Source organism: uncultured Streptomyces sp., from assembly GCF_947488945.1.
GTDB lineage: Bacteria > Actinomycetota > Actinomycetes > Streptomycetales > Streptomycetaceae > Streptomyces.
This window is the reverse complement of the sequence record NZ_CANLBS010000026.1, coordinates 13,815-38,003: the sequence shown is the minus strand read 5'-3', so window position 1 is coordinate 38,003 and position 24,189 is coordinate 13,815. Positions and strand designations below refer to the sequence as shown.

The 24,189-nt window shown below is 69.7% G+C and carries 23 protein-coding genes and 1 pseudogene; 22 read left to right on the top strand and 2 right to left on the bottom strand.

Annotated features, from left to right (window positions below):
* Positions 1 to 889: 889 nt before the first annotated feature.
* Positions 890 to 1,438, bottom strand: coding sequence for a hypothetical protein (locus Q0994_RS29715; protein ID WP_299540749.1), 549 nt, complete (start codon positions 1,436 to 1,438; stop codon positions 890 to 892).
* Between the two features lie 593 nt (positions 1,439 to 2,031).
* Between Q0994_RS29715 and Q0994_RS29710 the strand changes: the two genes are divergently transcribed.
* From Q0994_RS29710 to Q0994_RS29655, 12 genes are all read left to right on the top strand, one after another.
* Positions 2,032 to 2,325 carry a hypothetical protein gene (locus Q0994_RS29710; RefSeq protein ID WP_299540747.1) on the top strand — a complete coding sequence of 98 codons (294 nt, stop codon included), beginning with the start codon at positions 2,032 to 2,034 and terminating at the stop codon, positions 2,323 to 2,325.
* A gap of 558 nt (positions 2,326 to 2,883) precedes the next feature.
* Entirely contained in the window at positions 2,884 to 3,336 is a 453-nt protein-coding gene (locus Q0994_RS29705; RefSeq protein ID WP_299540744.1) for a hypothetical protein, read from the top strand.
* Positions 3,337 to 3,406: 70 nt separating this feature from the next.
* Complete coding sequence (locus Q0994_RS29700; protein WP_299540741.1) at positions 3,407 to 4,231, top strand: hypothetical protein; 825 nt, start codon at positions 3,407 to 3,409, stop codon at positions 4,229 to 4,231.
* A 158-nt stretch (positions 4,232 to 4,389) separates the two neighbouring features.
* The gene (locus tag Q0994_RS29695) at positions 4,390 to 4,794 is read left to right on the top strand and encodes a hypothetical protein (RefSeq protein WP_299540739.1); all 405 of its coding nucleotides are present in this window, start codon (positions 4,390 to 4,392) and stop codon (positions 4,792 to 4,794) included.
* Positions 4,795 to 4,912: 118 nt separating this feature from the next.
* The gene (locus Q0994_RS29690) at positions 4,913 to 5,104 is read left to right on the top strand and encodes a hypothetical protein (protein WP_299540736.1); all 192 of its coding nucleotides are present in this window, start codon (positions 4,913 to 4,915) and stop codon (positions 5,102 to 5,104) included.
* A 253-nt stretch (positions 5,105 to 5,357) separates the two neighbouring features.
* Entirely contained in the window at positions 5,358 to 6,827 is a 1,470-nt protein-coding gene (locus Q0994_RS29685; protein WP_299540734.1) for a site-specific integrase, read from the top strand.
* A 106-nt stretch (positions 6,828 to 6,933) separates the two neighbouring features.
* Positions 6,934 to 7,758: a hypothetical protein gene (locus Q0994_RS29680; protein WP_299540732.1), complete on the top strand. Its 825-nt coding sequence runs from the start codon at positions 6,934 to 6,936 to the stop codon at positions 7,756 to 7,758.
* Positions 7,755 to 8,699, top strand: a complete 945-nt coding sequence (locus Q0994_RS29675; protein ID WP_299540729.1) for a hypothetical protein — start codon at positions 7,755 to 7,757, stop codon at positions 8,697 to 8,699. The genes Q0994_RS29680 and Q0994_RS29675 overlap by 4 nt, the downstream gene beginning before the upstream one ends.
* Positions 8,696 to 10,777, top strand: a complete 2,082-nt coding sequence (locus tag Q0994_RS29670; RefSeq protein WP_299540726.1) for a hypothetical protein — start codon at positions 8,696 to 8,698, stop codon at positions 10,775 to 10,777. Before Q0994_RS29675 ends, Q0994_RS29670 begins: the two co-directional genes overlap by 4 nt.
* Positions 10,774 to 11,202, top strand: a complete 429-nt coding sequence (locus tag Q0994_RS29665) for a hypothetical protein (RefSeq protein ID WP_299540724.1) — start codon at positions 10,774 to 10,776, stop codon at positions 11,200 to 11,202. Before Q0994_RS29670 ends, Q0994_RS29665 begins: the two co-directional genes overlap by 4 nt.
* 89 nt (positions 11,203 to 11,291) lie before the next feature.
* A complete protein-coding gene (locus Q0994_RS29660) occupies positions 11,292 to 11,621 on the top strand; it encodes a hypothetical protein (protein WP_299540721.1) in 330 nt (109 codons plus the stop codon).
* Between the two features lie 60 nt (positions 11,622 to 11,681).
* Positions 11,682 to 12,599, top strand: coding sequence for an ATP-dependent DNA ligase (locus Q0994_RS29655; RefSeq protein ID WP_299540718.1), 918 nt, complete (start codon positions 11,682 to 11,684; stop codon positions 12,597 to 12,599).
* Positions 12,600 to 12,857: 258 nt separating this feature from the next.
* Here the strand turns inward: Q0994_RS29655 and Q0994_RS29650 are convergent, their stop codons facing one another.
* Positions 12,858 to 13,760 (bottom strand): helix-turn-helix transcriptional regulator, encoded by a 903-nt coding sequence (locus Q0994_RS29650; RefSeq protein ID WP_299540715.1) that lies wholly within the window; start codon positions 13,758 to 13,760, stop codon positions 12,858 to 12,860.
* Between the two features lie 128 nt (positions 13,761 to 13,888).
* Here Q0994_RS29650 and Q0994_RS29645 point away from each other — a divergent pair, with 128 nt between their 5' ends.
* The 10 genes and pseudogenes from Q0994_RS29645 (at position 13,889) to Q0994_RS29600 (ending at position 24,102) form a co-directional block, all read left to right on the top strand.
* A complete protein-coding gene (locus tag Q0994_RS29645) occupies positions 13,889 to 15,328 on the top strand; it encodes an MFS transporter (RefSeq protein WP_299540712.1) in 1,440 nt (479 codons plus the stop codon).
* A gap of 67 nt (positions 15,329 to 15,395) precedes the next feature.
* A complete protein-coding gene (locus tag Q0994_RS29640; protein ID WP_299540709.1) occupies positions 15,396 to 16,373 on the top strand; it encodes an aldo/keto reductase in 978 nt (325 codons plus the stop codon).
* Positions 16,374 to 16,454: 81 nt separating this feature from the next.
* Positions 16,455 to 17,489: a zinc-binding dehydrogenase gene (locus tag Q0994_RS29635; RefSeq protein ID WP_299540706.1), complete on the top strand. Its 1,035-nt coding sequence runs from the start codon at positions 16,455 to 16,457 to the stop codon at positions 17,487 to 17,489.
* Positions 17,490 to 17,571: 82 nt separating this feature from the next.
* Entirely contained in the window at positions 17,572 to 18,423 is an 852-nt protein-coding gene (locus tag Q0994_RS29630; protein ID WP_299540703.1) for an aldo/keto reductase, read from the top strand.
* 135 nt (positions 18,424 to 18,558) lie between these two features.
* Positions 18,559 to 18,843: pseudogene (locus tag Q0994_RS34215) on the top strand (NAD(P)H-binding protein); the annotation flags it as partial.
* Between the two features lie 91 nt (positions 18,844 to 18,934).
* On the top strand, positions 18,935 to 19,165 hold the full coding sequence (locus tag Q0994_RS29620) for an NAD(P)H-binding protein (protein WP_363325587.1): 231 nt from the start codon (positions 18,935 to 18,937) through the stop codon (positions 19,163 to 19,165).
* Between the two features lie 241 nt (positions 19,166 to 19,406).
* Entirely contained in the window at positions 19,407 to 20,027 is a 621-nt protein-coding gene (locus Q0994_RS29615; protein ID WP_299540697.1) for a flavodoxin, read from the top strand.
* Between the two features lie 242 nt (positions 20,028 to 20,269).
* The gene (locus Q0994_RS29610) at positions 20,270 to 20,923 is read left to right on the top strand and encodes a (2Fe-2S)-binding protein (protein ID WP_299540695.1); all 654 of its coding nucleotides are present in this window, start codon (positions 20,270 to 20,272) and stop codon (positions 20,921 to 20,923) included.
* A gap of 6 nt (positions 20,924 to 20,929) precedes the next feature.
* Positions 20,930 to 21,910, top strand: coding sequence for a xanthine dehydrogenase family protein subunit M (locus Q0994_RS29605; protein ID WP_299540693.1), 981 nt, complete (start codon positions 20,930 to 20,932; stop codon positions 21,908 to 21,910).
* On the top strand, positions 21,907 to 24,102 hold the full coding sequence (locus Q0994_RS29600; RefSeq protein ID WP_299540690.1) for a xanthine dehydrogenase family protein molybdopterin-binding subunit: 2,196 nt from the start codon (positions 21,907 to 21,909) through the stop codon (positions 24,100 to 24,102). Before Q0994_RS29605 ends, Q0994_RS29600 begins: the two co-directional genes overlap by 4 nt.
* Positions 24,103 to 24,189: the final 87 nt, after the last annotated feature.

Below are 24,189 nucleotides of genomic sequence, written 5' to 3'. Positions count from 1 at the left end.
GCCCAGGCAGCGGGCTGGGGTTCGGCGACGACGGTGGTCCAGTTGCTGGCCACGGTGTCGAAGAGGTGGGTGACGGCGAGCTGGGCTTCTTCCGGGCCGAGGCGGGTGGCGGCGTAGGCCTGGTAGGCGGGCCGGTGGAGGTCGTAGAAGGCGTAGAAGGCGTGCGTGAGCAGGATGGGCGGGCTGCGACCGTGGGCGCGTTGACGGCCTCGGCGAGAATGACCTCGCGGCGGGTGTCGCAGCCGTCGGAGGCGTTGATCCCCTTGTTCCAGTGCTTGTAGAGGTTGCGCTGGTAGCCGTTCCGGTGTTCGTCGGCGACGTCGAGCCGGTCGATCGCGTCGAACAGCGGCAGTTCCACCTGGGCGTTGGGTGCGCCGGCGGGGGGCTGGGCGGGGGAGTACGAGGTGAACGGCCGTTCCTCCACCGGTGTTCCGGTGAGGGCGCCGGCGGGAGCGGTGGTGGCGAGCAGGGGCAGGGCGGCGAGCAGGGGCAGGGCGGCGAGGGCGAGCGCGGGCACGCCGCGGCGCATCAGGTTGATCATTACGGCACGTGATCTAGCAGCCGTTCCCTGCCTCTCGGCGTGGCGATGACGGGTTGTCACCCGATCGCGTCACTGGTCACCTGAAGAAACGGCACGTCGTGCCCGGGGCGCGATCGGGAAGCGACCTGCTCGTGAACGTCCGCCCGGGCCCGGCTGCTTGCCGGCCAGGGTCACCGCGCGCCTGCCCCCGGTCGCGCGCCAGACGCCTCGCGCTCTTCTCCGGGGGCGTCGACGCACTTGCGGCTGACGGCCCGCTGCGAACGCACCAACGGGCCAGCCGCAGTCGTTGCTGTTGATCTTCAGTGAGCGGGTTTGGTCGTTGAGGTGGGCCATGCCCGGCCTCGCGGCCTACAGGAGGGTGAAGGTATGCAGGGCGCCGAGGCTGGAGACGGAGCCGCCGAGCAGGGTGCAGTTGGTGATCTGCAAGGAGGGGGCGGTCATGGTTTCGACGAAGCTGCGCCCGGCGAGGTAGCCGCTGGTGACGGCGCCGGTGAAGGTGTTGGTGAAGACCGCCCCGGCGAGGTTGGACACGCGTTGGGCGGTGACGGTGCTGCTTTGTCCGTTGCTCCAGTTGATGGTCCAGCTCACGGTCGCGGTGGACAGCAGTTGCAGGCAGGAGCGCTGGGTGGTGTTGGAGGACATGTGGGTACCACCGGTGATGCTTGCCGCGGTACCGGTACCCACACACGGGCCGTAGGTTTGGTCGATGGCGCGGGTGCTGGTGGCTGCGGTGGTGGTGATGGGCGGGTCGTAGGTGGTGGTGGATGTGCTGGTACAGGTCAGTGTGTCGAGTGCGGACTCAGCTGCGCTGGCCGGTGCGACGGGCAGGGCGAGTGCCAGGGCGGGCACAGCGGCTATGAGAAGACCTGCGGTCGCTGTCCTGAGTGACTTGGGCATCAGCGGTGATCCTTTCATTCACATGGGCCCTGCGGCACGGCGAGCTTGCACTTGGTGGGCGTCACCAGATGTGCGGCAGGAACTGCACGGTGGGGATTGCCCTCATGGTGTCCAGGTGTCTGCGTTCGGGCCATAGCCCGTTCGGAGCGGAGTGAGACGAAGACGGACCAGTGCGCGCGCGGGCACACCCGTGTGCGCGTGTGCACACCCGTGTGCGCGTGTGCACTCGAACTCGGCCGAGGCTGCTGGGGGCACCGCACACCACGGGGGGAGAGGGCGCAACGAACCACAGCGCTTCCTCCGCGTGAACACCACGGCCAGACCTCGCTCGTCGGTTCGTTCCCGGCCGGGTAGCGGGTTATCGGTGTCGCACTGCCGCTGACAGAGCGTGGCACGGCGACGCCGGTGCCGGGCAGGGAATCTCCTGCCCGGCACCGGTGCGGACCGACATGGGAAGCGTGGACGGAAGGCCGCCGCGTCGCACTGTGCTGCCTGACGCCCTCGGACCCCATGCCGGGACGTTAACGGCCGGGATGGGGTCAACTCCGGCCGCTCCACCACCAGGCACCACCCCGTCGAAAGGACCGACCGACATGACCACCGCACCCCAGAGCCACCAGCCCGCTCTCCCGGCCGCGCCGGCCCCGGCGCCCGCCCCGGTCCCCCCGGTCCCGCCGACGTCGTCCGGGCCGTCCGTCCTCGCCGTCTCCGCCGTGTCCGTTGTCTGCACAGTGGCCGTCATGGCGCTCTGCGGCGGAGCCGGCCTGGTGGTTTTCCTCCGGCCCGGGGCCATGGCCCCGCTCACGGCCGCGCTCGGGACGGCCGGGTTCGTGGTCGCCGCGGCGTCCCCGTTCATCACTGCCGCGCTCGCCCGCCGGCAGCGCTGAACGGCCGTTTCCCCGCCGGGGCCCGGTGAGCGCGCTTCTGCCGCCCTGGGGCCCCCGTTGCCCGGTGTTGGCCGCGTGGGGCCGCCAGACCGCCGCGCAGCGGCTCCTGGGGCGGTCCGGTCCGCCTCCCGGACAGCCTCTTGCCCGCATCATTCGGCCCTTCGCCGAGTGGCAGGTGCTCCGCGATGCGCGTCGCCGCGCTGCCCGCGGCCGTTACACGGCCGGATCAGCCAGCACTGACCGCACCGACATCCGCACCGCCGGCCTGTTCATGACCTGGCTCGACGAGAACCAGCTCGATCTGAGCGCCCTCACCCAAGAAGCCCTCGACCTCTGGCTCACCACGCATCCCACACGGCGCCAGGGGGTCGGGGCGTTCGTCCGCTGGACACTCGCCCCCCGCCTCACCAGCGGGATCAAACTCCCCCGGAGGTCAAGACCGACGCCTCGCACTCTCTCACCGAGGACGAGCACTACGGACAACTTCGTCGCTGCCTCAACGACGACCAACTTCCGCTCGACGTCCGCATCATCGGCTCGATGGTCAGGCTCTAAGGGATGCAGGTCACCCGCATCGTCACCTTGACCACTGACCGCTTCCACAAGGAGGAGACGGACTGGTACGTCACATTCGACCGCGAGCCGGTCCTGCTGCCGCCCAAAGTGGGTCGACTCATAGAGGAGCAAATCCGGCACCCTGCACGCGTCTCGATGCTGGAGCAACTACCTGGAGACGGACCGCGTTACCTCTGGCCAGGCCGACCTGCTAGTCGCCCAAGTGGCGGAGGGTGGGCGCTCACGCGATTGAAGCGGCACGGCCTACCGAGCTTGAGCGCGCGGAACACCGCCATGATCGAATTCGTGGCGGAATTGCCTCCGATCGTCGTCAGCGATCTCCTGGGCATCGACCCCGGCACGGCGCACAAGTGGGCCCGGTTCGCGCAGGACAGCTGGGCGGGCTACCTAGCTGCCTGCACGAACGACGATGCGAAACCGCCGGATAGATCTTGAAGGACCAGTGACGGGACCATCCGCGAGAAATGCTGCGACACCTTGATGTGGCAGGCCCGACAATCGTTCGATGACTGCCAAGAAGCGTTGCCTCACCCTCCATGTTGTCGTTCCTGATCTTCCGCAGAGGGGTGCAAGCGTGGAGGTCCGACCGCTGGTCGACAGTGAGGACATCTTGGCTGAGGTGTTCACAGAAGGGCCGGGCGAAGATCCCAAGTACCTCTTGATGCCGGACGGTCCTCTGACGGCTGGTCCTGAGCCGCACGAGGTGCGGCTGGCCGAGGCCACGTGCACCGAAGGGTGCTGCGGCGCCCTCTATGTGACCATCCGGCGCGACGGCGACCACGTGATCTGGAGCGAGTGGCGCAACCACGACGAGGACAACGTTGACCTGCCTGAGTTCTGGTTCGATGCTCGGGAGTACCAGACAGAGGTAGAGCGAGCCGTTGCGGACCACAGTTGGGAGTGGCCAGCACGCACTGTTGCCCGGCTGCTGGAGCTGGACCTCAGAAAGCGCGTCGCTGGCTTGCACGATGGGAATGTGAACTCGGCGGTGTGTCCGCCTGGCTTTGGGAGCCCGACCAGATCAACCTCTTCCTCTTCCATCCGGGCCGCTCGGCCATCGGGGAAGACCGCCCATGGCTGCAGTTCCGGATGGTGCTCGACGTCTCCAGTGACGACCCTGAAAGTCAGGCCGAGAGACTTGCTGAGCAACTCGTGGCGGGTGACCCACGTCAGACAGCCGAGGTCTGTGGCGGATCACCGGAGTACGCCAAGCAGCTTGGTTATCCATGGCCGCAGCGGCAGAGGGCCTGAACGCGAGGAACACCGCCTGCCGGTAGGAACAGTGCAGGGTTGGAACACTGCCTCTTCACCAGTCGCCTGGCTCGGCTGACCACTCCGGCCTTGGGCACCTGAGGGTGCCGCCGGAGTCCGTGCCCCGACTGGAGTGCAGAAGGCCCGGGCCGTGGTCCGGGGCCTTCTGACAGGACCGGGGAGGAGCCGCGAGGAGGTACCGATCTTTCTCCTGGGGGGATTGTGGAAGAACCGATCTTGGTCGAGTCCATCAGGTACGCAGATGTGTGCCAGGGATGCGGCGGCGAGGCACAGCTGTGCGGTGTTCAGGCGTTGGTGGGCCAGGAACTGCGGTGGGATGTCGAGTCGACGTGTCCGGCCTGCGGGTTCGGCCTGGCCGTGTGTGGCGGTGACCTGCCGGAGGAACTGCGTGGCCGACTGCTCTCCGAGCACGGGCGGGCCATACTGCGGGTGCCCCCGCCACCGAGCAACGCCGCCACCATGAGGGTGCTGCGGGCGGAACTCGGTATCGGCCTGGACGCCGTCCGGGCCGTGTTGGAGCAAATCCTGAGCGGCCAGTACACCGGGACCCTGCCCGAGATGGAACTCCTGGCGCGGAAGCTGCGGGCATCAGGCATCGAAGCGGCCGCGTCACGACAGTGACTCAGTGCGACCGCCGGTGCGGAAACCGCAGCGGTCCCGTCGGCGACTTCCGTGGAGACGGCCGCGGCGGTTCCGTCCCTAGGTCGCATGGCCGGCCGGGGTGTCGTACACCGGACACATGGATGAGGAACGAGGTCGGTGGCATCCGGGCGAGGTGGTTCCGGAGAGCGGGGTCTACGCGTGTGACTGCGGGGCCGGTCACCACTGGAGCACCGACGTGAAGGGCCACCGCTTCCCGCCCCTTCCCGCGGGCTGCTCCGGGGCTTCGTGGACGCTCCGTACGGACGCCCACCCCGACTCCGACGCCTGACACTCCGCCCCCGGACGCCCTGGAGGGAGGCTGTGTGGTGCTGAGGCCGCCGGTGGAGCCGATGCTCGCGCAGGCCCGCGACACCCTCCCCATCGGCAACATCGCCTTCCAGCCCAAGTTCGACGGTTCTCCAGACACTTGAGATGTGTCTCATACGGGTGAGTCTCGTGGGTTGGCCGTGGCCGGTTGAGCGTTAATCCGGTTGGCCGAGTGGAAGGTTCCTCGGAACGTCGTTGTCAGCCCCGGAGATGTGGTGCGCCTGTTCTTCACGGACACGCGGAAGGTCTGGAAGGTCGGGGAAGTCGCGGGCCTGGGACACGCCGAACTTGCCGAACTCTTCGAGCGACGTCCCCTCTCGCGGGGTACGCCGATCCTCCTGGATGAGGCGATGCGGCCGGTGGAGCCGGTGTCGTCGTGGTTCCGGTCGCTGGCGTTGGACCGCAGGGACGCTAAGACGATGCGGTCGTATGCCTACACCGTGCTGATGCTGTTGCACTTCCTCTTGGCCCGTGGTGCGGATCTTCTGTCGGCGACGGAGATAGACATCCGTGAGTTCCGTCTGTGGCGGCAGGACCATGCCGAGGAAGTCGTCGACGACGTTTCGTGGGACCGGGATTGGGCGGCCATCGAGTCTCTCTACCGGTATCTGATCCTATCCGGAGAGGTTGCTGCTCGACCGTGGCGGTCGGTACCCCGGGGGTCGCTCTCCAGCGGTATCCGCCCTGATCTACGGGTCCGTCATATGGAGCTTGATCAGTACCTCTACCTGCGGGATGTGGGGTTCGGTGGACTGACTCCGGATGCCGGGTTGGACATGTCGTTCCGCGGTTGGTGTCCTCACCGCAATCGGGCGGCGTGCGAGCTGGCGCTGATGACGGGGATGCGGATCCAGGAGTGGTCGACGCTGCTGCTGCCCGAGGTGGGGTTGTGGGGCGGGCCGAGGCCGCCGTTCGCGGACGTCGATCTGAAGGCCTGCGCGAAGTACGGCCATCCACGCTCGGTCTATGTCCCGCCGGGGCCGATGGAGCTCCTTGACCCTTATCTGCTGCTGGAGCGTTCGGAGATCGTGGCGCGAGCTCAGCGCACGCTGCGCAGGCGGCATCGCGAGCTGTTCGTGATCGACCGGCTCGAAGCCGATGGCATGAAGGTCCGCGGGATTCTCAACGGCCGCACCACCACGCGGGTGATCAAGAACATGAAGCCGGACCTGCGGCGGCTGGCGGTGATGGAGACCGGCGGCGGACTGGATCCGCTGGCCCTGTTCGTCGGACCGGGCGGGAAGATGCTCACCTTCTCGGGCTGGGACCGGGTCCGCTGGAGGGCCTGGGACCGGTTGAAGGCCTGGTCCGGCGACCGGCACGCGCCGGTAATGCCCCGGCAGCGCTGGCTCTTTCACGATCTGCGGCACACGTTCGCTCTGCGGCTTCTGATCTTCCTGACGCGTGAGGCGCTGAACGACGCGGAGGACCAGGGCCTGCCGATGTCGACGCTGCTGGACCACATGACGGGCAATCCGCTGCTGGTGGTCCAGCAGCGTCTGGGCCATGCCCACCCGTCGACCACCTACCGCTACATCCGCTATCTGAAGAACCCGATGCGGGAAGTCGACGAGGCCTTCCGCCAGTGGACAGCAGCCGGCGGCGCCTCTTACGCCGCCGTCGCCCGCGGTCTGATGCGTTTGGAGGACGCAGGTCATGCCACGCCGAGGTCAGTACACCCGTGATTTCCCCCCTCCTCTTCCCCGCCAGGAGGCCCCGGCTCGGGCTCGGGTCGGAGTGCGCCAGGCCGTTTCGGCTCCTGGCACTTCGGGCCGCACGCTCACGGTCTCGTTGGATCCGGCGCGTTTCTCCTGCGCGAAGCTGGCTGCGGAGCTGGCGGATGAGTGGGTGGAGCTGGTCGAAGACGCCGGTTACAAGGCGACGTCCATGAGGCACTACCGGCAGACGATCGAGTCGTTCTGCGAGCACGTGGACACCACCGTCCCCCGGCCGCACCAGGCGACTCTGGCGGGCACCGACCCAGACCTACACCACGCGGTGACGGAGTGGGTGCGGCAGCTGCCTTCCCGGCACGAGCCCGGGTCGCGGGGGCCGGCCTGGCACGCGGGACGGCTGCGGACGCTGATCGGACGGCGGTCTCTTCACGCCGAGCGGGTGGTCGCCGGGCATCTCAACGGCTGGCTCGAAGGGGCCCTGGGAGTGCGTCGGGGGGAGACGAACGAGTTGGATGAGTTCTCCCGGGCAGACAGGAAGAAGATCGTGAAGGCGGCCTGGGCCGCCCGCATAGACGCCGAGAGGCGCATCGCGGAGGGCTGGGAACTCGTCACCCGGGGCCGAGACCCGCGCGAGGCGGGCTGGCTGGAAGAGGCAAATCTGCTCTGGGCGATCGCCCACAACGTCCTGGACTGCACGCAGATCAGCACGTCCCTGCCCCTCTGGCGGGCGCTGCCGCCCAGTCTTCAGCAACTGGTGCCGGCCGGGACGGCCGCGACCGCCGCGAAGCACGCCCTCGTCAGGGCCCTGGTGAACCGGCTGTTCCTGAACAATCGTGACCTGCATGCCTACCGGGTGCTGCTGATGGCGGCCACGGGCCGGGCCCCGGAGGAGGTCACCGCGCTGAGTGAGAACGAGATCGAGTTCGCCCATCCAGCGTGACGATCGATTTCAGCAAGGGCAGGGCCCGCGCGCGGATGCGGCAGGCGTTCAGCACCGGGGAGCCGCAGAGCCCGACGCTGCTGCATCCGGCCCGACCGCGGCTGGACGCCGGTGAGATCAGCCATCGGCTGCTGGAGCTGAATAGACCTCTGGCCGAGCGGTTCGGTGTTACGCCCGTCCCGCTGTTCCTACGGGCCGCAGTGGTCTGGCCGGAGGTCACGGCCTCGGTGATGGACCGGGCGCTGCCCTTCACTCGCTGGCTGAAGGAGCAGGGGGTGTCGGTGGACGGGAAGCCGGACATCCGGCGTCTGCGCAAGTCGAGCAAGGTCGAGAAGGCCATCGCTTTCAAGGGGCGTGTCAGTGACATCGCCGATGACCATTCGGTGCAGACCTTCCACCGCCACTACGCGCACGGCACCACGCTGAAGGTGATCGCCGGAAGTGTGATCACCACGGCTCAGAGCCGGTGGCTCGACAAGGCCCTGAACGGTCCCGTCGTGCTGAGCGGGGAGGCCGAGCAGTCGCTGGGCGAGCCGGGCTCCGCTGCCGCCCTCGGGCTGACGGGGGAGGAGATCGAGCACTTGCGCTCCGGGCAGCTCGACATGGGGGTCTCCAGCTGCAAGGACCCGTTCGCTTCCCCCTACGGGCGTCCCGGTCAGCTCTGCCCGGTTGCTCCGACCCGCTGCCTGGAATGCCGCAACGCGTTCGTGCTGCCGTCGAACCTGCCCCAGCTTCTGTTGTTCTCCGACCATCTTGAGCGGCTTCAACTGCGGCTGTCGCCTCAGCATTTCCACGCGCTCTGGGGGCAAAGCCGTGTCAACGTGACCGAGGCGATCAGGGCCCGCACCGACGCGGAGATCGGCCAGGCCCGCCAGCAGATCGCCGAGGACCAGCTGGCCCTGCCGCTTCCCCTCTCAGCGCATGTGGAGTTCGACGCGTGAGCAGCCGCCTGCCCCTGGCTCTTCCCGATTCCGTCTTCCGGGACGACGAGCCGGTCATCCAGTCGCATCCGCTCCTGAAGGACGCCCGGCCTCCGCTGTTCGGCCACACCGGACTCTGGGACCTCAACGGCGTTGTCCGCAAAGCCCCCAACCTCCAGGCCGCCGGCATGCGCGTGATCTTCCGCGGGCTCGACTCCCAGTGGAACCTGCTGGCCCGGGAAATGGCCATGATCTGGTTCAACCCGCGCCACCCGGCCGTCCTCGCCCGCGGCCTGCATCTGCCGCCTGACCCGATGACACCGATGACGGCCTCTCAGCGCATCGGACACCTGCGGGCCATGCACGCCTTCGGCGTCTTCCGCCAACTGCCCCAGTGGGTCGGCGAATGGTGCGACGACGACTTCAAGAGCTACATCCAGCACCGGTGCGAGCAGGGCGAACCGGCCAGCGCCATCGGACACGTCCATGTGATCAAGGCCCTGCACCGGTTTAGAGGAACGCTTGCCCGCGCAGGACTGGCCCGGGACCCCTGGCCCGACACCAGCACGAACGCCGTGGTCAACGTCCCCACGGTCCCCGAGCTGAAAACGCGCGCGATCCAGCCGAGTACCTGGTTCCCGCTGGTCCGAGCGGCCTGGACTTACATCAACGATTTCGGTCCCGACATCCTGCGCGCGCTGGAGCGCTGGCACGGGTTGCAGACCGCGGCCCGCCCATTGCCGATGGCCGAGGCCGACGCACTCTTCACCGCCTGGCTCGCGGACTCCGGCAACCGGGTCCCGATCCACGAACGGACCGGGAAGCAGGCGGTGAACTGGCAGCTGATGTCCTGCCTGATCGGCATCGATCCCCGCACGATGGACTTCTTCACCACACAAAAACGCTCCGGGCTGGCCCGGCGGGCAGCCGTCGAAGAGGCCGTGGCCGCCGACCGGATCCGGCACAGCCTGATCGACGACCTGCACCAGGTCTCCCGACCGGACGGCAGCAGCGGCCCCTGGCACCGGGGTCTCCAGCCCAGTGAGCTCTTGGTCGAGTGCCTGGCCCTGCGCAACGCCTGCTACGTCTTCGTCGCCGCGTTGTCGATGATGCGTGACTGCGAGATCCGCGAGATCACCAAAGACGCCCTGACCGAGTACTTCGGCACCCCGGCGGTGAAGTCCATCAAACGCAAGCTCGACCCCGACCTGCCAGACGTCCACTGGTGGATCATCGCTCCGGTCGCCCAAGCCATCGAGACCGCCATGCGGTTGTCGTTGCACGACACCCTCGCGTTCGCCGCGGTCAGCGCCCGTTTCCACGGCGAAGGCTTCACCAGCCAGACAGCCATCAAGCGCTTCATCGACCATATTAACCGCTACCGGGGCGTCACCGGCCTGGCAGAGATCCCCCCGGGCAAGGTCACCCCACACATGTTCCGCAGAACCATGGCCATGCTCACCCGCGACTACCCCGGATCCGAGATCGCGGTCGGCATGCAGCTCAAACACGCCGCAACCCGAGCCCTGGCCAACCGCACGACCCAGGGCTACATGGACCATGACCCCTCTTGGGCCCGTCTACTCGACACCGCCGTCGCCGAGCGCCGATTCCACCGCCTGCGGGACCTTTTCGACGCGGACAGCCGCGGCGAGACCATCGGCTACGGACCCGGCGCTGACACCATGCGCCAGGCCTTCGCCGCGGTCCGCGAGAAGGCCGAAGCCCTCCGGGCCACCGGCAAAGCCCAGCGCGGAGATGTCCGTGTCGAACACGGCCTGCTCCAACGCACCCACCTGTCGATCCGGTTCGGCAAGCTCAACCACTGCACCCTGGACGAGAACAATCCTGTCGGCGCGAAGTGCCTCGAAGACGCCGTCGTTCCCCCCGGGCACAGAGGCCCGCTGATCGACCGCTGCCAGCCCTCCCGCTGCGGGAACAGCATCATCGCTCCCGAGCACCTGCCGATCTGGCGGGCCGAGCACACCTCCCTGACCCGGCTGCGGGACCTGCCCAAACTCCCCGCGAACCGCAGTGCCCTGGTCGACCAGCAGATCCGCGATATCGAGATTGTGCTCATCAAGGCGAAGGAAGCATGACCGCCCCCGACCAGTCGGCCGTCTCTCCAAAGGCCGAGAAAGCCCTGCGGGACGCCATGAACCGGCTCTTCACCGGCCGCCCCGTCCGCACCGACGGCAAGCTCACGAAGCAAAACCTCTGGCGCGAGGCCGACGTCAGCCGGGCCACCATGAACCGGGCGACCGCTGTCCTCGCCGAGTGGGACAACCACGTCAACCAGAGCACAGCGAGCGAGCACGACCAGAAACAGACGGAGGAGATCGCCCTCCTGCGGCGCCGACTGAACGACAACCGGACCGAGCGACAGCAACTCCAGGACCAGGTCGACGCGGCGGCCACCGTCATCGCCGTCCTTCTCGCCGAGAACTCAGCGTTCCGCGAGCAACTTGCCAAGCGGTCAGCCACCGTGATCCCCCTCGGCCGCTCGCACGCCGCCCGAGAGTGATCTTGAGCCGCATCTGAAGTCGGCCGGATGAAATCCAGACGACACGGCCAGCAGCTCTTCACTACTGTCCAATTAGGAGGGACATGGAAATGGCACTGGTCAAGAAGGGGTCGCGGCGCATCGTCGTCGACGGCACCACCTACCGCTGGAGACTCCGCGGAAGGCCGACCTATAGCCAAGGCATGGCCTGGCGTCCCCTCACCTTCGCCGTCGAACATGCCGAGACGCCGGGCACCACTCTGGTGATCACCACCAACAAGCCCCACTCGGCCAACTGGGTCGGCACAGCAGCCGTCCCCGTTCTGCCGTCCGAAGTCGCCGCGAGCATCCGCGCCGCCCGCGCTGTTGGCTGGGTGGCCGAGAATCCAGGCTCCCCCTTCCGCCTCGACCAGTCAGAGGGCTTCATCCCCTTCTCCTGAGCCACTAGCGGCAAGGACTCGTCGACCGCATGATCGTTGCACCCCCATCGACCGTCCCAGATGTCTCATGAGACATACCAAAGTCTGGAGAACGACGGCTTCCGGGCACTCCTGTTCACCCCGTCCCGTGACGGGGACCCGGTGCTGCTGCAGACCCGCCGCGGCACCCTCGTCCAAGACCGCTTCCCCGACCTCGCCACGGCCGCGCGGGACCTGCCGGACGGGCTCGTCCTCGACGGCGAACTCACCGTCCTGGACCAGCACGGACAGCTCAGCTTCACCGCCCTGCAACGCCGCGCGACCGCCGGCCGCAACGCCCGGACCCTGGCCGCCGCGATGCCCGCGCACTTCATCGCGTTCGACGTCCTGCAGACCGACGGCCACGAACTTCTGAACGTCTCGTTCGTGCGCCGGCGTGAGGTTCTGGAAGGGCTGTTCGCCGACGACCGGGTCGGGCCGCCGTGGACGCTGTGCCCGTCGACCACCGACCCGGCGGTTGCGGGGGAGTGGCTGCACGAGTGGACCGACGTCCCCGGCGTCGAAGGCGTCGTCGCCAAGAGCCTCACGGGCCGCTACCGGCCGGGCATGCGCGCCTGGACCAAGATCCGCCGCAGGGACACGACCGAAACTCTCATCGGGCCGCCACCGGCTCGCTGCAACGCCTTCAAGCGCTGGGCGCTACGACATGGCTGGTCGGCTCGGCCTGGTGGGGAAGAGGGTCCCGCTGAAACAAGGTCCGGCGCGCGACGTCGCCGAACACCAGCTGGCCCGGACCACCCCTGGACCGCCGTCCGCTTCACCACGTCGTGGAACAGCCGCACACCATTGGACCCGGTCCTCGTCGCCCCGCTCCTGGTCGCGGAAGTCAGCGCGGGCACCTCACAGGATCACGGGGTCTGGCGCCACCTTGTCCGTACGAAGGCCTCCACCTCGACACCACCAACACAGACGTCCCACCCCTCATCGACCCGCACTTAGCGACCGGCTCGGCCGGGCAGGGTGCGCGGAACGGGTGGGCTAAGTAGCCGAGGCGTCGCCAATTCGCCCGGCGGCGATGCCGTCCTGGAGTCGGGTCCAGGTGATGGTGACGCTGGGAAGGTGCGCCGATGAGGGTGGGGGCGCAGGCGTCGGTGCACCTCGGCTGGGCGCTGCTGCCATGAATTCCGTTGGTGTGCCGAATGGTGGGCCCGGATTGGCGGCGCCTGCTGACGCGCGGGTGGGCGGGGTGGTTGCCGGTCAAGGAGTTGGGGGCCGCTGGGTGTCGGGCTGTGTGCGAGGTCGGTCCGGGTGGGGGGTGGTCATGTCGAGGAGGAGCATAGCGTCGTGGTCGGGGGTGCCGGGCTCGGCGGTGTAGGCGCCCAGGCGCTGGCCGGGGGTGCCTTCGAGCTGCATGCTCTGGCCGCTGAGGGTAAGGACGCCGATCTGGGGGTGGTGGAAAGTCTTCTGGGGCTTTTTGTGGCCGACGACCTCGTAGCGTTCCCAGAGCCTGGCGAAGTCAGAGCTCTTGAGGAGGAGCTCTCCGACGAGCTTCGTGAGGTCGGGGGCATCGGGATTGGTGCCGGCCTCGGTGCGCAGGCGGGCGACGCAGGCGCGGACCTGGGTGCTCCAGTCGGGAAACAGCTCGCGTGCGGCGGGGTGGAGGAAGAGGTAGCGGGCGAGGTTGCGCTGGGTTGCGGGCCAGTCGGCGAGGCCCGCGTACAGGGCGAGGCCGCCGGGGTTCCACGCCAGGAGATCCATGCTGCGGCTGACGATGTAGGCGGGGCTGGGCCGCATCGTCTCCAGCAGCAGTTTCAGGTGCGGGCGGACGGTCCGGCTGGGCGGGGGAGGCGGTTCGGGGGCGTAGCGGGCGGCTCGGGCTGCCAGTTCGCGCAGGTGGTGGTGTTCGTCGTCGTCCAGGCGCAGGGCGCGGGCGAGGGCGTCGACCACGGCGGGGCTGGGCCGGGTCTCCTTGCCGCGTTCGATGCGGGTGTAGTAGTCGATGCTGACGCCGGCGATCGTGGCGAGTTCCTCGCGGCGTAGTCCCGGGGTGCGCCGTACGCCGGGCCCGGGGGTGAGGCCGACGCTCTCCGGGCTGGTCTGGGTGCGCCGGGCGCGCAGGAACCGCGCCAGTTCGTCGCCGCTGGTGTGCTCGGGTGCCATGGGGCCAGTCTTGCCCGAACGCGCGGGGCACGGGCAGAGGCGAGGGGGGCCGTGTCGCACCCAGGCTGGGCACACCCCCGCACGATGCGGCCTGCCTGTGCGGGGCAACCGGGGGCACGGTGGAGTGCGTGACCTTTTCAGCCTCCGACCGGCGGGAGCGCCAGTCCATGCCCACCACCACGGCCATCACCGCATCCGGACCCCGTGCCGGTACCGGTGGGCCGAGGCGTCCCGCAGAGGCCGCGGCGCTGGGGGCAGCCCTGCTGGGATTCTTCGTCATCACCCTGGACGCCCTGGTCGTCAACGTGGCCCTGCCGTCCGTCCGGGACGACCTCGGCGGTGGCGTCACGGGGCTGCAGTGGGTGGTCGACGGTTACACGCTGATGTTCGCGAGCCTCCTGCTGTCGGCGGGGTCGCTGACCGACCGCTGGGGCGCGCGCCGGATTTTCGGGGCCGGTCTGGTCGTCTTCACCGTGGCCTCCGCGCTGTGCGCGGGAGCGCCCGACCTGGGCCTGCTGGTGGTGGCCCGGATGGTGCAGGGCGCCGGGGCCGCGGTGATCGTGCCGTCCTCGCTGGCGCTGATCAGGGAGGCGTTCCCCGACGCGAAGCGGCGGGCCAGGGCGATCTCGCTGTGGGCGCTGGGCGGCTCGGCGGGCTCCGCGGCCGGCCCGGTCGCGGGCGGTCTCCTCAGCCAGGCCGACTGGCGGCTGATCTTCCTGGTCAACGTGCCCGTCGGTATCGTCGCCGCCCTCCTGCTGGCGCGCGCACGCCGCTCGCCGCGCGCGGTGAAGGCCCCTTTCGACTGGGCGGGGCAGGTGTCGGCCGTCCTCGCGATGGGGGCGCTGACCTTCGCGGCGATCGAGGCGGGCAGCTCCGGGCTCACCGCCGGGCACGTATTGGCCGCTCTGGTGCTGGCAGTGGTCTCCGCGGGGATGTTCGTGGCGGCGCAGGCCCGCGGGCGCAGTCCCATGGTCGGTTCGGCGCTGCTGAGAGAGCGGACGATGGTGCTCTCCTCGGCGATCGGCTTCGCCCTCAACGTCGGCTTCTACGGCATGATCTTCCTCCTCAGTCTGTACCTGCAGCAGGCCGAGGGCATGTCGCCCCTGGCGACGGGGCTGGCGTTCGTCCCGATGACCCTGCTGACCGCGGCCGTCAGCCCGACCGCGGCCTCCCTCGCCGCCCGCTTCGGCGCCCGGATGCCGGTGATCACCGGGCAGGCGGCCATGGCGGTCGGACTGGTGGTGCTGGCGCTCGTGCCCGCGACGGCGCCGACGTGGCTGCTGGTCGCCGCGATGATCCCCGTCGGGGCCGGCGGCTCCCTGGCCGTCCCCGCTCTGACCTCGCTGCTCCTGGACCACGTCGCGCCCGAGAAGGCCGGCACGGCCACCGGCGTCCTCAACACCGCCCGCCAGGTCGGCGGCGCGCTCGCCGTCGCCGTCTTCGGCGCGCTGATCGCCCGCCCCGGGCACCTGGAGACCGGACTCGACACGGCGCTCTGCCTCGCCGCGGCCACGGTCGTGATCACCACCGCGGCGAGTTTCCAGCTCCGGCCCGCCACCCGCGGATGAGCCCGTGCACGGGGCCCCGCACCGGAGCACACTGATCAAGAAAACGATGAAAAACGGAGATAAAACGATGAAACACATCAAACTGGGCGACCTGGAGGTGTCCCGGATCGGTCTGGGCGCGATGGGGATGTCCCACGGCTACACCGGCTCCGGCACCGACGAGGCGGAATCGGTCCGCACCGTCCACCGCGCCCTGGACCTCGGCGTCACCCTGATCGACACCGCGGAGATCTACGGCCCCTACACCAACGAGGAACTCCTCGGCAGGGCGCTGAAGGGCCGCCGCGACCAGGTCGTCCTGGCGACGAAGTTCGGCCTCGTCTCCCACGTCGGCCAGGGCCCCTGGAACCTCGACAGCGGTCCCGACAACATCCGCACCGCCGTCGAGGGGTCGCTGCGCCGCCTGGGCACCGACCACATCGACCTGTACTACCAGCACCGCGTCGACCCCAACACCCCCATCGAGGAGACCGCCGGCGCGGTCGGCGAGCTGATCGCCGAGGGCAAGGTGCGCCACTTCGGCCTGTCCGAAGCCGGCCCCGACACCATCCGCCGCGCCCACGCCGTCCACCCGGTCACGGCCGTGCAGTCGGAGTACTCCCTGTGGACCAGGGGCGTGGAGGAACGGGTGCTGCCGCTGCTGCGCGAGCTGAACATCGGTCTGGTGCCCTTCTCCCCGCTCGGACGCGGCTTCCTCACCGGCACCATCCGTTCCGCCGACCAGTTCGACGAGAGCGACTTCCGGCGCGACAACCCGCGCTTCACCGGCGAGAACTTCCGGCACAACCTGGCACTCGCCGACGAGGTCAAGGCCGTCGCCACCGAGGCCGGAGCCACCCCCGCCCAGGTCGCCCTGGCCTGGATCCTCGCGCAGGGCGAGGACATCGCCCCCATCCCCGGCACCAAGCGCGTGACCCGGGTCGAGGAGAACACCGGCGCCGACGCCGTCGAGCTGAGCCCCGAGCAGCTCGACAAACTCACCGCCCTGCCCCCCGCCGCGGGGGACACCCACACCGAGGACCAGCAGCGGATGCTCGAACGCTGACACAGGACCGAGCACGACGGACCCGACGGCGGACGAAGCCGTCACAGCACCCCTTCTTTACCTTCCTCTGGAGTACCACCCATGCGCGCAGCAGTGATGTACGGAGCCGGCGACGTCCGGATCGAGGACCGGCCCGACCCGAAGATCCACGAGCCCACCGACGCCGTCGTCCGCACCGTGATGTCCTGCGTGTGCGGCAGCGACCTATGGCCCTACAAGGCCATGCCCGCCACCGACACCGGCCGCCCGATGGGCCACGAGTTCCTCGGCGTGGTCGAGGAGACCGGCTCGCAGGTCACCGGGATCAGGACCGGCGACCTGGTCGTCACCCCGTTCACCTACTGCGACAACACGTGCGACTACTGCCTGCGGGGTCTGCACTCCTCCTGCCGGCACGGAGGCCGCTACGGCATCGACGGCGTCGACGGAGGCCAGGGCCAGGCCGTTCGCGTCCCCCACGCCGACGGCACCCTGGTCAAACTCCCCGTCGGCGCGGACTCACCGCTACTGCCCGACCTGCTGGCCCTGTCGGACGTGATGGGCACCGGCCACCACGGCGCGCTCACCGCCGGCGTCCGCGCCGGCGACAGCGTTCTGGTGATCGGGGACGGCGCGGTCGGCCTCTGTGCGGTGATCGCCGCCAAGCGCCTGGGCGCCGAGAGGATCGTCCTCATGGGCCGGCACACCGCCCGCACCGACCTGGGCCGCGACTTCGGGGCCACCGACGTCGTCGCCGAACGCGGCGAGGAGGGCACCGCCCGCGTCCGTGAACTGACCGCGGGCAAGGGCGTCGACCGGGTCATCGAAGCCGTCGGCGCCCGCCAGGGCCTGGACACCGCCTTCGCGGCCGTCACCGACGGAGGCACCATCAGCCGGCTCGGCATGCCCCAGTACGAGCAGGGCCCCATCGGCACGGACATGATCATGCGGAACATCACCCTCACCGGCGGTGTCTCCCCTGCCCGTGCCTACATCGAGCACCTGATGCCCGACGTCCTCGACGGCAGCATCCGGCCGGGCCGCGTCTTCGACCGGACGATCACCCTCGATGAGGTCCCCGGCGCCTACCAGGACATGGCCGACCGCCGCGTCCTCAAGGCACTCATCACCTTCTGACCCCTCCCGCCGGCCCCGGCGCGGAGAGCCGCACCGGCCCCCGACCGATCCCACCCCCACCCCCCACTCCCAGGAGCCATCCATGCAGACCGTCACCCTGAACACCGGCGCCGAGATGCCGATCCTCGGCTTCGGCGTCTTCCAGATCCCCGCCGACGACACCGAACGCGCCGTCACCGACGCCCTGGCCGCCGGCTACCGCCTGCTGGACACCGCCGCCGCGTACGGCAACGAGGAGGCCGTCGGCCGCGCGATCAAGAACAGCGGCATCCCGCGCGAGGACCTGTTCGTCACCACCAAGCTGTGGATCCAGGACTCCCCCGCCCAGGACAACGCCACGCGCGCCTTCGACGCATCACTCGGCAAGCTCGGCCTGGACTACCTCGACCTCTACCTGATGCACCAGCCCTTCGGCGACGTGTACGGGCAGTGGCGCGCGATGGAAGAACTGCACCGCCAGGGCCGCGCCAAGGCGATCGGCGTCGCCAACTTCTACCCCGACCGCCTCGTCGACCTCGTCAGCAACAACGAGATCGCCCCGGCGGTCAACCAGATCGAGACCCACCCGTTCTTCCAGCGCACCGCCGACCAGGACGTCATGCGCGAACACGGCGTCCAGATCCAGTCTTGGGGCGGCTTCGCCGAAGGAAAGAACAATCTGTTCACCAACCCGGTCCTGAGTGACATCGGCAGGGCCCACGGCAAGTCCGTCGCCCAGGTCGTGCTCCGCTGGCTCGTCCAGCGCGACGTCGTCGCCATCCCCAAGTCGGTCCGCGCCGAGCGCATGGCGGAGAACATCGACGTCTTCGACTTCCAGCTCACCGACGACCAGATGGCCTCCATCGCCACCCTCGACACCGGTTCCTCGCTGTTCTTCGACCACCGCGACCCGGCCGTCGCCGGCCAGCTCGGTAAGCGCCGCCTGACCGACTGACCTCCTCGCCATCACGAGCGCGGGGGTCGACGCCCTCACCGCGGCCCCCGCGCACCCCGGCCCTCCCTACCGCATCGCATCGCGTCGCCCAAGGGGTTCACCGTGTCCCGGGAGCAGAAGATCCCCGACGTCCTGATGGTCGGTGCGACCGGCACCATCGGGCGGCTCGCGGTACGCACCGCCCAGCACCACGGCCTGCGCCCCCAGGCCCTGGTCCGCGACCCACGGCGAGCCGCTCTCCAGCTGCCGGGTAACGAACTGGTCCAGGGCGACCTTGAGGACACCTCCTCGCTGCGGACAGCCGTGCGCGGCGCCGACGCGGTCGTCCTCACCCACGGATCCGGCGGCGACCCGCGCCCCGACGCTGAAGAGCGCATCGACTACGGAGGTCTCCGCAACCTCCTGGCCGCCCTCGACCACGCCCGGCCGCGTATCACCCTGATGACCGCCCTCCACACCACGCGCGGCGACACACCCGGCCAACACGCCGTGGAAGCGACGCTCCGAACGCATCCTGCGTGCCGGCGGCCTGCCCTACACGATCGTCCGGCCCGGCTGGTTCGACCAGGCCGCCCCGACCCGGCGACGCCTCGTGCTGCACCAGGGCGGGAGAGCCGACGGTGCCATCTCCAGCGACCAGCTCGCCGAGACCCTCGTGCGGACCCTGCTAACCGACACCACCCTGAACACCACCTTCGAACTGATCGCCACGGAAGGCGAAGACCCCTCGCCGTCCGACTGACCCGACCTGTTCGCACCGCTGCGCTCCGACACCTCCGGCAGCCCGGACGGACTGCTGGACCCCGACGATCTCCCTCTCGAAGCCGAACCCCCACGCGTCCGAGCCGACCTCGACGCGATCCGCCCCTGAACAGGAGAAGCGAATGACCATAGGCATCGCGCGTGCGGCCCGGACCACATCGCCGGCCGCGGCGGGACGGCGAACGTTCCTCCGCGGCGCCCTCGCGACAGGAGCCGTCGCCATGACCGGAGCCACCGCCGCATGTTCTTCGACCCGGCCGGGCGACGAAAGCACCCCACAACCCTCCCGGCAGCCCGCATTCACCTCCCCGTCCGCGCGGCGGGTCCTGCTGGCCTACTTCTCCCGGCCCGGCGAGAACTACTACTACGGCGAGCGCACGAACCTGAAGGTCGGCAACACGCAGGTCCTCGCCGGGATGATCCGAGACCGCATCGACTGCGACGTGCACCGCATCGAAGCCGCCGACCCCTACCCCCAGGACTACGAGCAGACCGTCGCCCGCAACTCCCGCGAACAGGAACGCGACGCCCGCCCGGCCATCGTCCGCCTCCCGGAGTCCCTCGAACCGTACGGAACGGTGCTGCTGGCCAGCCCCATCTGGAACGTCCGCGCTCCCATGATCATGACGACGTTCACCGACACGTTCGACTTCCGCGGCAAGACCGTCCACCCCGTCACCACCTACGCCATGAGCGGCCTGGGTACCACCGAGGACGACTACGCGGCCGCCTGTCCCGGCGCGACCCTCGCCGAAGGACTCGCCGTACGCGGCGAGGAGGTCCGCAAAGCCGGCGACGACCTCGACGCTTGGCTGCGCCGCACCGCGCTGCTGCGCGGCTGAGCCCGCGCACCTCAAACGCCCCACTCTGACACCCCCGGACCCGCCAGGACAGATCCCAGAGGGGCCGAATCACCACCCCGGCTGCCCAACCCCCGTCACAACACGGCCTGTTGCCCACGCGTGCCGCACCGCAGGCTGTACGGACCCCGCATCGCCTCGCGTACGGCTCCGGCCGGTTGACGCGTCGCGGATGCCGCCAGGCTCGTCACGAACCTCTCCCTCCCGGTGCCGAAAGAGTGGGTATGTCTACCGAACCTTCCGAAGCCACCACCCCACCCCCCACCCAGCCCTTACCCCCCACCCCCGTCCAGCCCTCACGCCGCACCTTCCTCGCCACGACCTCTGCCGTCGGGGGCGTGATCGCGGCGGGAAGCCTCGTCGCGGGCCCCACCCTGCTCGGCGTCTCCGAGGCCGCCGCCGCGGAGGCGTCCCCCAGCAGCCGTGTGTCCCTGAGCGTCAACGGGCGCCGCCACACCCTCACCGTCGACAACCGCACCTCCCTCCTCGACCTGCTGCGCGAGCACCTGGACCTCACCGGTTCGAAGAAGGGCTGCAACGCCGGAGCCTGCGGCGCCTGCACCGTCCTCGTCGACGGGAAACGCGTCAACGCCTGCCTGATCCTGGCCGCCCGCCTGGACGGCTCCGAGATCACCACCATCGAAGGACTCGCCGACGGCGACCGCCTCCACCCCCTTCAGCAGGCGTTCATCGACCAGGACGCCCTCCAGTGCGGCTACTGCACGCCGGGACAGATCATGTCCGGCATCGGCTGCATCCAGGAACGCCGCACCGGCTCCGCCGAGGAGATTCGGGAAGCGATGAGCGGCAACATCTGCCGCTGCGGGTGCTACGTGAAAATCGTCCGCGCCGTCGAGCAGGCCACAGGCCGGAAGTGAGTGGCCATGTACCCGTTCTCCCTGATCAAAGCTCCCACCACCCGTGAGGCCATCGACGCGGGACGGCGCGGCGGCCGGTACATCGCCGGCGGCACCACCCTCGTCGACCTCATGCGCGAAACCGTCGAGCGCCCCGACACGCTGGTCGACATCAGCGGCCTGCCGCTGCGCGAGGTCACCGTCACCGGCCGGAGCGGACTGCGCATCGGCGCGCTGGTGACCATGGCCGAAGCCGCCGCCCACCATAAAGTGCGCACCACTTACCCTGTCGTCTCCCAGGCGCTGGAGCTGAGCGCCTCCGCACAACTGCGGAACATGGCCACCATCGGCGGCAACATCATGCAGCGCACCCGCTGCACGTACTTCCGCGACACCACCGCGGCCTGCAACAAGCGGGAGCCGGGCTCCGGCTGCGCGGCACAGGAGGGCTACAACCGCGCCCACGCGATCCTGGGAACCTCCCCCGACTGCGTCGCCACCCACCCCTCCGACGTGGCCGTCGCCTTCGCCGCACTGGAGGCACAGGTGCACCTCCTCGGCCCCGGCGGGGAACGGACCGTGCCCATCGCCGACTTCCTGCTCCGCCCCGGCACCACCCCCCACCGCGAACAGGACATCCGGCCGGGCGAACTGATCACAGCCGTGGAGATCCCGGCCCATCCCCGGCCGCTGAAGTCCGGCTACCTCAAGGTCCGCGACCGCCAGTCCTACGAATTCGCCCTCACCTCCGCCGCCGTCGCGCTCCACGTCCGCGGCGGGGTGATCCGCGAGGCGAAAGTGGCCGCGGGCGGCGTGGGGACCGTTCCCTGGAAACTGCCCGCCGTCGAACAGGCCCTTCTCGGCGAGCGCCCCTCCGAGCGCCTCTGGGGCCGGGCCGCCGAAGCCGCCGCGGACGGGGCGCGTCCCCTCACCCACAACCGCTTCAAGGCCGAACTGCTCACGCGGACCGTCGAACGCCAGCTGCGCATCGTAGGAGAGAGCACATGAGCCCCCAGCCGCAGGCAGCCGTCGGCGCACCCCTGACCCGCGTGGACGGGCGCCTGAAAGTCACCGGCCAGGCCACATACGCCGCGGACCACCATCCCGAGGGGGTCGTGCACGCCGTCGTCGTCGACAGCCCCGCCGCCCGGGGCCGGATCACCGCCGTGGACACCAGAGCCGCCGAGGCCGAGCCCGGCGTGCTGCAGGTGGTCCACCACGGCAACGCGCCGACGCTGCCCTACGGCCCCAACCCCGGATCGCTCAACCTGCCCGGCGCACGGCTGCGCGTCTTCCAGGACGACCAGGTCCGCTTCCACGGCCAGCCGGTCGCCGTCGTCGTGGCCACCACCCTGGAGGCCGCCCAGCACGCGGCGACCCTGGTGAAGTTCGACGTCACGACCGAGACACCCACCACCGACCTGACCGACGCGCCGACGCCCGGGACACCCACCACCTACACGCGCGGCGACGCGGAAAGCGCCCTGCAATCTTCGCCCGTGCGGTTGGAGATGACCTACCGGCCCGCCCGCACCCACCACAACGCGATGGAACTCCACACCACCGTCGCCCAGTGGGACGGCGACCGGCTGACCCTCTGGGACAAGACCCAGTGGGTCCAGAGCCCGCGGGCCGAACTCGCCGCCAACTTCGGCATCCCGGCACAGAACATCCGCGTCATCTCCCCCTATGTCGGCGGAGCCTTCGGTAACGCGGCCCGCGCCTGGCCGCACATCACCATCGCCGCCCTCGCCGCCCGCCTGACAGGCCGCCCGGTCAAGCTCACCCTCTCGCGCGAGCAGCTCTACTACGGAGTCGGCTACCGGCCCGCCTACGAGTACCGGATCCGCCTCGGCAGCGACCGCGGCGGCCGGCTCACCGCGATGACCCACGACCTGCGCGCCGAGACCTCACGCTACGAGACGTTCGCCGAGCGCGGCGTCCTCGCTCCGGGGCAGATGCTCTACACCACCCCCCACGTCTCCCAGACGTACCGCACGGTGCCGCTGGACGTGAACACCCCCACCCCGATGCGCGGACCGGGCTACTCCACGGCCGCGTTCGCCGTCGAGAGCGCCATGGACGAACTCGCCCACGAACTCGGCATCGACCCCATCGAACTGCGCCGGCGCAACGAACCCGAGACCGACCAGGCCGCGAACCGGCCCTTCTCCACCCGCCGCCTCCGCGAGTGCTACACCGTCGGAGCCCGCACCTTCGGCTGGAACCGCCGCAACCCCCGCCCCCGCTCCACCCGCGACGGCGACTGGCTGATCGGCACCGGCATGGCCACCGCGCTCTACGACACCCTGCGCGCCCCGGCCCAGGCCCGCGTCCGCCTCGACGCCGACGGCACGGCCCTGGTCGAGTCCGCCACCAGCGACATGGGGCCCGGTACCTACACGTCCATGACCCAGGTTGCTGCCGACGCCCTCGGCCTCGCCGTCCGCAACGTGACCTTCCGCCTCGGCGACACCGCGCTACCCCCCGCGCCCGTCCACGGCGGCTCGCTGACCATGGCCAGCGTCGGCTCCACCGTCCAGGACGGCTGCGACAGACTCCGCCAGCAGGCGATCACCCTCGCCGTCGAGGACGAGGAATCCCCGCTGTACGGAACCGGCGCCGCCGACATCGTCGTCCGGGGCGGCCGACTGCACCTCAAGGGCAACCCGGCACGCGGAGAGACCTACCGCCAACTCCTCGCCCGCAACGACCGGGACGCCCTCGAAGCGCTCGGCTCCTACACCCCCGCCCAGTCGAGGTCCTCCATGTACGCCTACGGCGCGGTCTTCGCCGAGGTCGCCGTCGACGCCCGGCTCGGCATGGTCCGAGTCCGGCGCATGCTCGGTGTCTTCGACGCCGGACGCATCATCAGCCCCAAACTTGCCGACAGCCAGGCCATCGGCGCCATGGTCGGCGGCATCGGCGCGGCCCTCCTCGAACACACCGTCACCGACCACCGCGACGGCCGCATCGTCAACGCCAACCTCGCCGACTACCTCGTCCCCGTCAACGCCGACACCCGCGACCTCAAAGCCCTCTACCTCGACGGCCGCGACGACGAAGCCGACCCCATCGGCGTCAAGGGCCTGGGCGAAGTGGTCCTGGTCGGAGTCGCACCCGCCATCGCCAACGCCGTCTTCCACGCCACCGGCCGCCGCGTACGCGACCTGCCCATCACCGCCGAATCCCTGCTCTGAACCCGAACACCACGCCCCGGGGCAGCGGCCCACCACCCGCCGCTGTCCACGGGCCGGAACACCGCCCGTTCTCTTCTTGAGACCGCC

Bases quoted from the DNA above. Each gene is read 5' to 3' on its own strand.
- Q0994_RS29715 (WP_299540749.1), bottom strand. From the start codon at position 1,438: ATGCCCAAGTCACTCAGGACAGCGACCGCAGGTCTTCTCATAGCCGCT.
- Q0994_RS29710 (WP_299540747.1), top strand. From the start codon at position 2,032: ATGACCACCGCACCCCAGAGCCACCAGCCCGCTCTCCCGGCCGCGCCG.
- Q0994_RS29705 (WP_299540744.1), top strand. From the start codon at position 2,884: ATGCAGGTCACCCGCATCGTCACCTTGACCACTGACCGCTTCCACAAG.
- Q0994_RS29700 (WP_299540741.1), top strand. From the start codon at position 3,407: ATGACTGCCAAGAAGCGTTGCCTCACCCTCCATGTTGTCGTTCCTGAT.
- Q0994_RS29690 (WP_299540736.1), top strand. From the start codon at position 4,913: ATGGATGAGGAACGAGGTCGGTGGCATCCGGGCGAGGTGGTTCCGGAG.
- Q0994_RS29665 (WP_299540724.1), top strand. From the start codon at position 10,774: ATGACCGCCCCCGACCAGTCGGCCGTCTCTCCAAAGGCCGAGAAAGCC.
- Q0994_RS29660 (WP_299540721.1), top strand. From the start codon at position 11,292: ATGGCACTGGTCAAGAAGGGGTCGCGGCGCATCGTCGTCGACGGCACC.
- Q0994_RS29655 (WP_299540718.1), top strand. From the start codon at position 11,682: ATGTCTCATGAGACATACCAAAGTCTGGAGAACGACGGCTTCCGGGCA.
- Q0994_RS29650 (WP_299540715.1), bottom strand. From the start codon at position 13,760: ATGGCACCCGAGCACACCAGCGGCGACGAACTGGCGCGGTTCCTGCGC.
- Q0994_RS29640 (WP_299540709.1), top strand. From the start codon at position 15,396: ATGAAACACATCAAACTGGGCGACCTGGAGGTGTCCCGGATCGGTCTG.
- Q0994_RS29635 (WP_299540706.1), top strand. From the start codon at position 16,455: ATGCGCGCAGCAGTGATGTACGGAGCCGGCGACGTCCGGATCGAGGAC.
- Q0994_RS29630 (WP_299540703.1), top strand. From the start codon at position 17,572: ATGCAGACCGTCACCCTGAACACCGGCGCCGAGATGCCGATCCTCGGC.
- Q0994_RS29615 (WP_299540697.1), top strand. From the start codon at position 19,407: ATGACCGGAGCCACCGCCGCATGTTCTTCGACCCGGCCGGGCGACGAA.
- Q0994_RS29610 (WP_299540695.1), top strand. From the start codon at position 20,270: ATGTCTACCGAACCTTCCGAAGCCACCACCCCACCCCCCACCCAGCCC.
- Q0994_RS29605 (WP_299540693.1), top strand. From the start codon at position 20,930: ATGTACCCGTTCTCCCTGATCAAAGCTCCCACCACCCGTGAGGCCATC.
- Q0994_RS29600 (WP_299540690.1), top strand. From the start codon at position 21,907: ATGAGCCCCCAGCCGCAGGCAGCCGTCGGCGCACCCCTGACCCGCGTG.